This window comes from Streptomyces niveus (genome assembly GCF_001723055.1).
In the GTDB taxonomy this organism is placed as follows: Bacteria; Actinomycetota; Actinomycetes; order Streptomycetales; family Streptomycetaceae; genus Streptomyces; species Streptomyces niveus.
Map to the genome: position 1 here is coordinate 1 of NZ_MDCR01000343.1, position 10,909 is coordinate 10,909.

A 10,909-nucleotide genomic window follows, 5' to 3' on the forward strand; every position below is an offset into this window, starting at 1 on the left:
ATCACAAAAGACCGCACCCGCCCCATCGCGGCCGCCTCTCTCGGCGGCCTGGGGAGCGGGTGCGGTCTTTTGTGATGTGGGTGCCGTGGCTCGGATGCGTTTGCCCCGGTCGCTCGGGCGGCGCAGGCTTGGAGCATGACGTTTGGCGCGTCCGCTCGGACAACGAATGGCTGGGCCGTTGAGAGGCCGGGGCCCGTTCGGAGTGGGCCGCTCGTCCGGGTTCGGCGGCGGGCTGGGCCGCCGGGGGCCGGGGAGTTGTTGGTGCGGGTTGAGGCGTGTGGGGTGTGCCGGACCGATTTGCATCTGGCCGAGGGTGATCTGCCGCCCCGTCGGCCGTCGACCGTTCCCGGCCATGAGATCGTCGGGCGCGTGGTCGCCGTCGGGGAGGCGGTGGAGTCGTTCCGGGTCGGGGACCGTGCCGGTGGGGCCTGGTTGCGTGGGACCTGTGGGGTGTGCCGTTACTGCCGGGCCGGGCAGGAGAATCTCTGTCCCCGGTCCACCTACACGGGGTGGGACGCGGACGGCGGTTTCGCCGATCTGGCGGTGGTGCCGGCGGCCTTCGCCTATCCGCTTCCGGACGGTCGCGACGCCGCCTCGCTCGCGCCGCTCCTGTGCGCCGGGATCATCGGTTACCGCGCGCTGCGCCGCAGCGCCCTGCCCGAGGGCGGGCGGCTCGGTATCTACGGCTTCGGTGCGTCGGCGCATCTGGCGGCCCAGGTCGCCCTCGCCGAAGGGGCCACCGTCCACGCGCTGACCAGGTCGGCGCGGGCCCGTGAACTGGCGCTCGCCCTGGGCGCCGCCTCGGCCGGTGACGCGTACGACCGGCCGCCCGAGCCGCTGGACTCGGCGATCCTGTTCGCCCCGGTCGGCGACCTGGTGCCGGTCGCGCTGGAAGCACTCGACCGCTCCGGCACGCTCGCCGTCGCGGGCATCCACCTCTCCGACATCCCGTCGCTGAACTACCAGCGCCATCTCTTCCAGGAGCGCGACCTGCGCAGCGTCACCTCCAACACCCGGCAGGACGGACGCGAGTTCCTGGCTCTCGCCGATCGGATCGGCATCCAGGTCACCGTCAGTCCGTACCCCATGAGCCGGGCGGACCGGGCGCTCGCCGACCTCGCGGCGGACCGTGTCGACGGCGCCGCCGTCCTCGTACCCGACTGACCCTCCGGCCCGCGTCTCAGCGGTTCGCGCCGCCGACCCCGTGCAGCAGGGTGTCGACCACCAGCGTGGCCAGCGCGTCGACGTCGCCGTCGGACAGGTCGTCCGCGCGGTTCCGCGCCGCCTCGTGGATCAGCGCGTAGTACACCTGACGGACCCAGAGCAGGTCGGCGTCCGGACGCAGGACGCCGGAGGCGCGGGCGCGCAGGAAGAGGGCGTGGCACCGTTCGAGTACGTCGGCGTGGACCCGGGCCACCTCCGGGTCCTGCGGAGTCGTCCCGCTCATCGCGAAGCCCCAATTGATCTTCACCCGCAGGACGTTGGCGGTCACCTGGTAGAGGGTGACCAGCGGCGGCGCGGTGACCGAGGCGTTCACCACCGCTTCGTGGAACTGCCGGGTCGCCCACGCGATCAGGGCTTCGACCAGCGCCTCACGTGTCGCGAACCGCCGGTGGACCGTCGTACGCGCGACCCCCGCCGCCTCGGCGATCTGCTCCATCGTCGCCGCCGGATTGGCGCTCAGTACGCGCTCGGCGGCGGTCAGGATCGTCTGTACGGTCCGCTCCGCGTCCGCCCTCAAGGGCTTCGGCTTCTTCTCTTCAGCCATGGCCGAAGAGTACGGGGCAGTACGGGGTGGTTGCCGTTTCCCCGATAGTTGCAACATCGATGTTGCATGTTCTATCGTTTTCGCATCGGGAATGACTTGGTTTTCCAGCATGGGAGAACGCGATGGATCTGCAACTGGCCGGCAGGACCGCCCTCGTCACCGGCGCGAGCCGTGGCATCGGACTCGCCGTCGTCACCGCGCTCGTCGGCGAGGGCATGCGCGTCGTGGCCGCCGCCCGGAACCTCACCCCCGCGCTCAAGGCCACCGGCGCGATCGCGATATCGGCCGACCTGTCCACGGCCGACGGCCCCGCCCGGCTCGTCGAACGGGCCAGGGCCGAACTCACCGACATCGACGTCCTCGTCAACAACGTCGGCGGCGGCGACAGCGTGGACGGGGCGACCGGCGGCTTCCTCTCCTTCGACGACGAGCAGTGGCAGCAGATGTTCGACCTGAACTTCCTGGCCGCCGTACGCACCACCCGCGCCGCGCTGCCCTCGCTCGTCGAGCGCCGGGGCGCCCTCGTCACCATCTCGTCCAACGGCGCCCGTACGCCGCACGCGGGCCCCGTGCCGTACACGACGGCCAAGGCGGCGCTGACCGCGTTCGGCAAGGCGCTGGCCGAGGAGTTCGGACCGGCCGGAGTGCGGGTCAACACCGTCTCGCCGGGCGCCGTACGGACCGACATGTGGGAGAGCCCCGAGGGTTACGGTGCCGCTCTGGCCCGGTCGATGGGCGTGGAACACGAACAGCTCCTGGCCCAACTCCCCGCCGCCATGGGGATGGTGACGGGCCGGCTGGTACGGCCCGAGGAGGTCGCCGCCCTCGTCGCGTACCTCGCCTCACCCCTCGCGGGCAGCACCACCGGGGCGGACCATCTCATCGACGGGGGCGCGGTCAAGACCGCCTGACGTCACGGCCTGAGGGTCACTGGTCGCGGCGCGGCGCCGCGAACACCGCCACCGCCGCCGCCCCGAGCGCCCACAGCGCGAACACCGTCCACGCCCCGCCCACCGTCCAGGGGAACGGGATGCCCACGCCCGGGTCGTACCGGACGTCGACCAGACGCATCCACGCGGAGCTGGGCAGGGCGTGGTCCACGACGGCCGCCCAGTGCCGGTCGTCGGCGAAGACCAGCGGCACGACCAGCAGCACCACGACGACCGTGACGATCGCCGCCCCGCCGTGCCTCAGCAGCACCCCGATGGCCATGCCCGCGAGCCCGCACACCGGTGCCAGCAGCGCCGAGGCCGCGACCAGCCGCAGGGAGCCCGGGTCGCCGATGGACACGCCCGCGTCGCGGCGGGCCAGGATCGCCTGGGACAGCCAGAACGAGAGGGCGGCGACGACCGCCCCGTACCCAGTCATGACCAGCGCGAGCACACCCACCTTGGCCGCCATCACCGAGCGGCGGGCGGGGACGGCGGCGAACGTCGTACGGATCAGCCCGGTGCCGTACTCGCCGGTGATCGCGACGGCCCCGATGGCACCGGCGGCGAGCATCATGATCGTGCCCGCGTTGGTGGTGTACGCGTACTGGTGCGCGATCCCGTCGGCGATGAAGTCGGCCCGGTCCGCCGCGTTGCGCGCGGTCCAGTAGCGGTAACGGTCGTACGTGGCCCCCACGTTGAACCCGACGACGACGAGGGTGCCGATCACGTACGCCCACACCGTCGAGCGCAGCGACCACAGCTTGAGCCATTCGGCGGCGAGGAGGTCACGGAAGCGGGCGGCCGGTTCGGAGACGTCTACGGTCGCGGTTGCGGTCGCGGTCATCGGGGGGCTCCCTGTTCTGTCGCGCCGTACTCGACGCTGTCCGCCGTGAGTTCCATGAACGCCTCCTCCAGCGAGGACCGGCCGGCGGTCAACTCGTCCAGCAGCAGGCGGTGTTCGAAGGCGAGTTCGGCAACGCGCGCACTGCTCAGGCCGGTTACGGCGAAGCGTTCACCGGGCCCGTCGGCCGCCAGCGGTCGTACGTCCCCGCCTTGCGCCGTCAGCAGCTCCGTCAGCGCCGCGCCCGCCCGGGTCCGTACGGTCACGCTCGCCCGCGTCCCGCGCGCCGCGAAGTCCGCCAGGCTCTCCGCCGCGATCAGCTCGCCACGGCCGATGACGACCAACTCGTCCGCCGTGCTCTCCATCTCGGTCATCAGATGGCTGGAGACGAACACCGTGCGGCCCTCGGCGGCCAGCCGCCGGAACAGGCCCCGTACCCACTTCACCCCCTCCGGATCAAGGCCGTTGAGCGGCTCGTCGAACAGCAGCACCGGCGGATCGCCGAGCAGCGTGCCCGCGATACCGAGCCGCTGCTTCATACCGAGCGAGAACCCGCCGATACGGCGCCGGGCTGCGGCCGTCAGCCCGACCTCCCGCAGCACCTCGTCCACCCGCGCACGCGGGATGCGGTTGCCGCGGGCCAGCGCCGCGAGGTGCGCGGCGGCGGTACGCCCGCCGTGCACGTCGCTCGCGTCGAGCAGCGCGCCCACGTGCCGCAGCCCGCGCGGCCGGTCCCGGAACGGGCGGCCGTCGACGGTGACCGAGCCGCCGGTGGGCTCGTTCAGGCCGAGGATCATCCGCAGGGTGGTGCTCTTGCCTGCCCCGTTGGGTCCGAGGAACCCGGTGACGAGTCCGGGCCGGACGGTGAAGCTGAGGTTCTTGACGGCGGTGGTCGTGCCGTAGCGTTTGGTCAGTTCGTTGACTTCGATCACCCGGCCAACGGTGGCGGCGCGCTCCCCCGTACGTCGTCGGACCGGCGCCGACAATCCCGCCGCCCGGTGTCGACCACGGGTGTACGACCACGGCCGGACGACCGGCGCGGCCCGCGTCGTTACGATCGGCGCATGCACGCCATGCCGCCAATGCCGCTGCTCAAGCGGGTACAGCCGAGCGTCTGGGTCGCCCTCGCGTGGGCGGCGGGCGCGGTGTTCACCTTCCTCGTGCGGCTCAGGCTGCCCGGCGAGGAGGAGCCCGCGGTGCTCGCGGGCGTCCTGATCTACCGCTGGGACGGCCTGGCCATGCTGGCCGTCGCCACCTGCCTGGCGGTGGCGGGCGGCCGACGACTGGCGGGGCGCCCGCTGTTCGGGACGGCCCTGCTCCTCGGCGCCGCCGTCCTCGCGACGACGCCGCTGAGCGTGGGGGAGATCCCGCTCGCGCAGTTCCTGGCGGTCGACGTCGCGCTGTTCTTCGTCGCGTCGACCCGGCCACGCCGGACCGGACTCGTCGCCGCCGCGATGGCGCTCGGCACCCTCGTCGGCTATCTGGGCGTCCGGATGCTGCACGGCTGGAACGTCGGCATGTCGGCGGAGACGGCCGTCGCCATGACGGTGGTCATCGCCTGGCTCATCGGCAACTCGACGCACCAGGCCCGGGAGTACGCCGAGCAGTCCCGCGTCCAGGCGGCGGCGCGGGCGGTGACCGCCGAGCGGCTGCGGATCGCGCGCGAGATGCACGACACGGTCGCGCACAGCATCGGCATCATCGCCCTCCAGGCGGGCGCCGCGGCGCGCGTCATCGAGACCCAGCCGGTCGCCGCGCGTGAGGCGCTGAGCAGTATCGAGAACGCCGGGCGCGAGACGCTGGCGGGGCTGCGCCGCATGCTCGGCGCCCTGCGCCAGGCGGAGCCCGAAGGCCCCGGGTACGCGGCGGAGTTGGCGCACGCCGCGCCGCTGGATCCCGCGCTCGGACTCGCGGACGTCGACCGGCTGGCCGCGACGACGACGGCCGCCGGGGTCCGTGTCGATGTGCGGTGGCACGGTGAACCGCGCCCGCTGCCACCGGAGATCGACATCTCGGCGTACCGCATCATCCAGGAGGCGGTCACCAACGTCGTACGGCACGCGGGCACCCCGTCCTGCCGCGTCACCGTCGACAGCAGCCGGACCGAGGAGCTGTCGATCGAGATCACCGACGACGGGCGGGGCGTCCGGCAGCGCGGCAGGGGCACCGGCTGGGGCCTGGTGGGTATGCGGGAGCGCGCGACGTTGCTGCACGGCGACTTCGCGGCCGGGCCGCGCCCCGCCGGCGGTTTCCGGGTGACGGCCCGACTGCCGGTGCCCGTACCCGTACCCGTGGCGGGGGCCCGCGCGTGACCGCCCCCGTACGCGTCGTACTCGCCGACGACCAGCCCCTCGTCCGCGCCGCCCTGCGTATGGTCATCACCGACGCCCCCGACCTCGACGTCGTCGGCGAGGCGGGCACCGGCGCCGAGGCCGTCCGGCTGGTCGCCGAACTCGCCCCCGACGTCGTGGTGATGGACATCCGCATGCCCGGCACGGACGGCATCGGTGCGACCCGGCAGATCACCACCGGTCCCGGCACCACGCATGTCATCGTGCTGACGACGTTCGACGAGGACGATTACGTGTACGGCGCGCTGCGCGCGGGCGCGGCGGGCTTTCTCGTCAAGGACATGGCGCTGGACGACATCCTCGCCGCGATCCGGGTGGTCGCGAGCGGCGACGGTCTGATCGCGCCGAGCGTCACCCGCCGTCTGATCAAGGAGTTCGCGGGCCGCCCCGCGTCGGCCCCGCCCCGGCCGCCGGTCACCGGCATCACCGACCGGGAGCGCGAGGTGCTGGTGCTCGTCGGCAGCGGGCTGTCCAACACCGAGATCGCGACCGAGCTGTCCATCAGCGTGGCCACCGCCAAGACGTATCTGACCCGGCTGCTGGCCAAACTCGACGCCCGCGACCGGGTGCAGCTCGTGATCCTGGCGTACGAGACGGGACTGGTGGCCCCGCCCGGCTGAGCGGCACACTCCGCGAGGGTCCCGCGCGCCCCTCCGTACGCTGGCCAGGTGCCACAACGACCGGAGACATCAAAAACAGAGGAAGAGACGGGAACGGGGACGGGAACGGGGACGGATGCCGACGCCGTGCCCGGTGTCACCGTGTGGCGCGCCATGAGGCAGCCCCCGCAGCGCTTCATCCTGTCGAGCTGGCCCTGGCGGGTCTGGGCGCATCTGCTGGGCGGGGCGCTCACCGGCCTCGCCTCCCTGCTCCTCCTCGCGGCCCTGGCCGTGTCCGGTCTGCTGCTGTCCGTCATCGGCGTGGATCTCGTGCTGATGCTGGCCGCCACCTTCGGTGTCCCGGCCGCCGCCGTCGAACGGCGCCGGATGCGGCTGGTCGAGCCGGTGCCGGTGCCGAATCCGCACCGTTCGCTGGTCGGAGCGGGCCGCCGGGGCCGGCTGCGTACCCGGCTGCGGGAGCGGGCGACGTGGCGCGAACTCGGCTACGTCGTCGTCTTCGCACCCGTCCAGGTGTGTGTGGGACTCGCCCTCGCGATCGGGCTGACGTTCGCCGTCGTCCTGCTGGCGGCGCCGCTCATCGTCTCGAACGCGGGCCCCGAGGACGTGATGATCATTCCGGGGCGGCCGGTCGAGAGCCCGCTGCACGCCCTGCCCGCCACCGCGGCCGGGCTGCTCGCCCTCGTCCTGTGCGCGTACGCCGCGGGCCTGCTGGCCGGGGCGCAGGTCAAGACGGCGGTGTTCGTGCTGTCGCCGCGCGACGAGGAGCGTCAGGTCGTCGAGCTGACCCGGTCGCGCGCCCGGCTGGCCGACGCGTTCGAGGCGGAGCGGCGCCGTATCGAGCGCGATCTGCACGACGGGGCGCAAGCACAACTGGTCGCCCTGACCATGACGTTGGGACTTGCCGAGCTGGAACTGCGGGAGAGCGGTTCGCCGGCCACGGAACTGGTCTCGCGCGCCCGGGGTGAGGCGCGGCTCGCGCTGACGCAACTGCGTGACCTGGTACGCGGCATCTACCCGCAGGTCCTGACCGACCACGGGCTGGACGCCGCCGTCGCGGAGATCGCGCTGCGCAGTCCGATCCCGGTCGACGTCGACATCGATCTCCCGCGCCGGCTGCCGGACGCGGTGGAGACGGTCGCGTACTTCACGGTCACCGAGGCGCTGACGAACGCGGCCAAGCACAGCGGCGCCACTCAGCTGACGGTCGTCGGCAGACTCAAGCGCGGCACACTCACCCTCGCGATCACCGACAATGGCCGCGGCGGGGCGGTCCCCTCCGCCGGCGCGGGGCTGCAAGGTCTCGCGGACCGTGTGGCGATCCTGAAAGGCAGACTCGTGGTGTCCAGTCCGGTGGGCGGCCCGACGCGGGTCGGCGTGGAGGTGCCGTGCTCCGCGTAGTGCTGGCGGAAGACTCCGTACTGCTGCGGGCGGGGCTCACCGAGCTGCTGACCCGTGGCGGACACGAGGTGATCGCCGCCGTCGGCGACGCGCAGGCGCTGGCGCGCGCCGTGGACGACGCCCGGCCCACCCTCCCCGACCTGGTGATCACCGATGTGCGGATGCCGCCGGGCCAGCACGACGAGGGGCTGCGGGCCGCGCTGGAGCTACGGGCCAGGCACCCCGGGCTGCCGGTGCTCGTACTGTCGCAGTACGTCGCGACGGCGTACGCGACCCAGCTCTTCGGCGGCAGCGGCGGGGCGGAGGCCGCCGGACTCGGCTATCTGCTCAAGGACCGGGTCGGTGAGGTCTCCGAGTTCCTGGACGCGATTCGGCGGGTCGCCGTCGGGCAGACGGTCATCGACCCCGAGGTCGTACGGGTGCTGCTCGTCCAGCACGCCCAGAGCCGCCCGCTGCGCCGGCTCACGCCGCGCGAGCGGGAAGTCCTGGGGCTGATGGCGGAGGGTCTCAACAACCAGACGATCGCGCAGCGGCTGACGGTGACAGAGGCGTCGGTGGTCAAGCACGCCGGGAACATCTTCATGAAGCTGGACCTCGACCCGACGGAGGGCAACCGGCGCGTGCTCGCGGTGCTGGCGCATCTGCGCGGCGAGACGGCCTGAGTATCCCTAGGCAGTTTCGTTTGGATCATCCGGTCGTTGGCCCGGGTGTGCCGTTGACTGAAGCGCAGTGGCCGCGGATCGAGCCGTTGCTCCCGGACAGGACGCCGAAACGGGGTGGCCGGTGGAGGGATCACCGCGAGGTGATCGACGCCATCGCCTTCAAGTTCCAGACCGGAACGCAGTGGGTTTACCTGCCGGAGAAGTACGGCAATTGGCGAGGCGTCTACAACCGGCCGCGGATGTGGGCCATCGACGGCACCTGAGAGCGGGTGTTCACGACGCTGATGGCCCAGGCCGACGCCGAAGACGACCTGAACTGGGCCGTCTCGGTGGACTCCACCATCGTGCGGGCCCACCAGCATGCCGCCGGGGCTCGCAAAAAAGGGCCCCAGCTGACGAGCCCGACGACCACGCCATCGGACGGTCCCGTGGCGGACTGACCACGAAGATCCACCTCGCCGCCGACACCCGCTGCCGCCCCCTGGCCTTCGTTCTCACTGCCGGACAAGCCGGCGACGCACCCGCCTTCATCGATGTCATGGCCCGCCTGCGCGTTCCCAGGCGCCGCGGACGCCCCCGGACCAGGCCGGACGCGGTCCTGGCCGACAAGGCATACTCCTCCCGCGCGATCCGCGAGCACCTGCGCAAGCGCGGCATCCGAGCGGTGATCCCCGTCCCGGCCGACCAGCAAGGTCACCGACTCCGTCGCGGCAGCCGAGGTGGCAGACCACCGGCCTTCGATCGTGACGCCTACAAGCAGCGCAATACCGTCGAGTGGTGCATCAACCGCTTGAAGCAGTGGCGAGGCATCGCCACTCGATATGAGAAGACCGCCACCATCTACCTGGCCGGACTCCACATCGCAGGCATCTTCCTCTGGTCCGCCCGGTGATCCAATGGGGACTACGATCTGGCGATCTCTTGCCGGAGCTGATGGGTGAAGCGGCGCAGGAGGTCCAACGTCTCTCGGAACTCGGCCCGGCGGTCGTTCCTGCCGTCGGTGGGCCGGGTGCTCCAGACCCGATGCGCTAGAGCATCGGCGAGATCGACGGTGTCGCTGGCACAGAGCAGGTAGAGAGCCGAGCGTGCTTCCTGCATCTGATTCGCCAACTCATTGGCTCCGGGACCGTCGCCGCTCAGCTGTGTTTCCTTCAGGTAGTCCAGTAGCTGAACTACGGCCGTGTTGAAGCCGATCCCGGCTTTGAGCTTCTGTTCGCGGAGCCACATGCGGTCTTGTCGGCGCGCGGTGAACCACGAACCGAACACCGCCCCTATGAGTCCGATAGCGGCCCCGATGGCCACGGCCAGGATGTTCTCCACGGTCAGCTCCCCCTCGGCCTACAGTGCCGCCAGGCTACAGATGTCGGCGGAGGCGCCGCACTCGACGATCGCCCTCACATGCCAAGGGTTCGGTGATCCGAACGAAACGGCCTAGGGCGCGTCGCAGAACTCGGCCACCAGCACCGCCCCCACCCCACTGGCGTCCCAGTCCCCGTTGAGGTTGAGGGCGAACGAGTGGCGCCCGTCCTCCGTCGTCGCGGCGTACGAGAGCGAGCCGACCCAGCCGCCGCCGTGGCCCCAGAGCTCCTTCCCGCAGCTCGCCGTGAGCTTCTCGATGCCCAGTCCGTAGCCGGAGTCGAAGACGGTCGTCTTCATCGCCTTCAACTGCTGCGGCTTCAGCAGCTCGCCGCGCATCAGCGCGCCGAAGAACCGGTTCAGGTCGCCGGCGCTGGAGATCATGTCGCCCTCGGCCCAGGTCTGGGAGGCGTTCTGGTGGGTGACGTCGTAGATCCTGGCCCCGTCGCCGCTCTCGCCGATCTTCGAGTACGCCCGCCCGCTCGGCTTCGGCATCAGTGCGCTGTCGCCGGGCAGGACGGTGGCCCGCAGCCGGAGCGGTTGGATGATCCGGGTGCGTACCTCGTACTCGTACGTGTGCCCCGTGACCCGCTCCATGATCAGCGCGGCCAGCACGTAGTTGGTGTTGGAGTACGCGTGGTCGGTGCCGGGCGCGAAGGTCGGCGCATGGGCCAGGGCGGCGTCCAGCGCCTCTTGCGGGGTCCGCGTCAGAAGGCGGTTCTTGACGAAGTCGGTGAGGTATTTCTTCTCGTACACCGGGTCGTCGAGGAAGTCGAAGACACCGCTGGTGTGGTTGAGCAGCTGCCGTACGGTGATCTTCCGGCCGTCGTGACCATGGCCCCGTACGACTCCGGGGAGCCAGGTCTCGACCGAGTCGTCGAGGTCGAGCCGTCCCTCCGACTCCAGTTGGAGCATGACGGTCGCCACGAACGTCTTGGTGATGCTGGCGATCCGGAACCGGTCGTCGGCGCCGCGCGGCGC

At 71.6% G+C, this 10,909-nt stretch carries 11 protein-coding genes and 1 pseudogene; 7 read left to right on the top strand and 5 right to left on the bottom strand.

Features of this window, described 5'->3' with window-relative positions; genetic code table 11:
• The first annotated feature begins 135 nt into the window (after positions 1–135).
• Positions 136–1,164 carry a zinc-binding alcohol dehydrogenase family protein gene (locus BHU15_RS31580; protein ID WP_069630259.1) on the top strand — a complete coding sequence of 343 codons (1,029 nt, stop codon included), beginning with the start codon at positions 136–138 and terminating at the stop codon, positions 1,162–1,164.
• A 16-nt stretch (positions 1,165–1,180) separates the two neighbouring features.
• Here the strand turns inward: BHU15_RS31580 and BHU15_RS31585 are convergent, their stop codons facing one another.
• Complete coding sequence (locus tag BHU15_RS31585; RefSeq protein ID WP_069630260.1) at positions 1,181–1,768, bottom strand: TetR/AcrR family transcriptional regulator; 588 nt, start codon at positions 1,766–1,768, stop codon at positions 1,181–1,183.
• A gap of 122 nt (positions 1,769–1,890) precedes the next feature.
• Here BHU15_RS31585 and BHU15_RS31590 point away from each other — a divergent pair, with 122 nt between their 5' ends.
• A complete protein-coding gene (locus BHU15_RS31590) occupies positions 1,891–2,679 on the top strand; it encodes an SDR family oxidoreductase (RefSeq protein WP_069630261.1) in 789 nt (262 codons plus the stop codon).
• Between the two features lie 16 nt (positions 2,680–2,695).
• Here the strand turns inward: BHU15_RS31590 and BHU15_RS31595 are convergent, their stop codons facing one another.
• Both BHU15_RS31595 and BHU15_RS31600 read right to left on the bottom strand, forming a co-directional pair.
• On the bottom strand, positions 2,696–3,544 hold the full coding sequence (locus BHU15_RS31595) for an ABC transporter permease (protein WP_069630262.1): 849 nt from the start codon (positions 3,542–3,544) through the stop codon (positions 2,696–2,698).
• Entirely contained in the window at positions 3,541–4,473 is a 933-nt protein-coding gene (locus tag BHU15_RS31600; RefSeq protein ID WP_069630263.1) for an ATP-binding cassette domain-containing protein, read from the bottom strand. The genes BHU15_RS31595 and BHU15_RS31600 overlap by 4 nt, the downstream gene beginning before the upstream one ends.
• 132 nt (positions 4,474–4,605) lie before the next feature.
• Between BHU15_RS31600 and BHU15_RS31605 the strand changes: the two genes are divergently transcribed.
• The 5 genes and pseudogenes from BHU15_RS31605 (at position 4,606) to BHU15_RS38745 (ending at position 9,464) form a co-directional block, all read left to right on the top strand.
• Positions 4,606–5,853 carry a sensor histidine kinase gene (locus BHU15_RS31605; protein WP_218028088.1) on the top strand — a complete coding sequence of 416 codons (1,248 nt, stop codon included), beginning with the start codon at positions 4,606–4,608 and terminating at the stop codon, positions 5,851–5,853.
• Entirely contained in the window at positions 5,850–6,512 is a 663-nt protein-coding gene (locus tag BHU15_RS31610) for a response regulator transcription factor (protein ID WP_280634933.1), read from the top strand. The genes BHU15_RS31605 and BHU15_RS31610 overlap by 4 nt, the downstream gene beginning before the upstream one ends.
• 153 nt (positions 6,513–6,665) lie before the next feature.
• Positions 6,666–7,910, top strand: a complete 1,245-nt coding sequence (locus tag BHU15_RS31615) for a sensor histidine kinase (protein WP_069630270.1) — start codon at positions 6,666–6,668, stop codon at positions 7,908–7,910.
• Positions 7,898–8,572: a response regulator transcription factor gene (locus BHU15_RS31620; protein WP_069630265.1), complete on the top strand. Its 675-nt coding sequence runs from the start codon at positions 7,898–7,900 to the stop codon at positions 8,570–8,572. The genes BHU15_RS31615 and BHU15_RS31620 overlap by 13 nt, the downstream gene beginning before the upstream one ends.
• 20 nt (positions 8,573–8,592) lie before the next feature.
• Positions 8,593–9,464: pseudogene (locus BHU15_RS38745) on the top strand (IS5 family transposase).
• A gap of 11 nt (positions 9,465–9,475) precedes the next feature.
• Here BHU15_RS38745 and BHU15_RS31635 read toward each other — a convergent pair.
• Both BHU15_RS31635 and BHU15_RS31640 read right to left on the bottom strand, forming a co-directional pair.
• Positions 9,476–9,892 (bottom strand): hypothetical protein, encoded by a 417-nt coding sequence (locus tag BHU15_RS31635; protein WP_069630267.1) that lies wholly within the window; start codon positions 9,890–9,892, stop codon positions 9,476–9,478.
• Between the two features lie 111 nt (positions 9,893–10,003).
• Positions 10,004–10,909: serine hydrolase domain-containing protein (locus BHU15_RS31640; RefSeq protein WP_069630268.1), on the bottom strand; the 906-nt coding region annotated here is incomplete at its 5' end.

Excerpts from the sequence above, each read along its gene's own strand:
- BHU15_RS31585 (WP_069630260.1), bottom strand. The coding sequence starts at position 1,768 with ATGGCTGAAGAGAAGAAGCCGAAGCCCTTGAGGGCGGACGCGGAGCGG.
- BHU15_RS31595 (WP_069630262.1), bottom strand. The coding sequence starts at position 3,544 with ATGACCGCGACCGCAACCGCGACCGTAGACGTCTCCGAACCGGCCGCC.
- BHU15_RS31615 (WP_069630270.1), top strand. The coding sequence starts at position 6,666 with ATGAGGCAGCCCCCGCAGCGCTTCATCCTGTCGAGCTGGCCCTGGCGG.
- BHU15_RS31590 (WP_069630261.1), top strand. The coding sequence starts at position 1,891 with ATGGATCTGCAACTGGCCGGCAGGACCGCCCTCGTCACCGGCGCGAGC.
- BHU15_RS31605 (WP_218028088.1), top strand. The coding sequence starts at position 4,606 with ATGCACGCCATGCCGCCAATGCCGCTGCTCAAGCGGGTACAGCCGAGC.
- BHU15_RS31580 (WP_069630259.1), top strand. The coding sequence starts at position 136 with ATGACGTTTGGCGCGTCCGCTCGGACAACGAATGGCTGGGCCGTTGAG.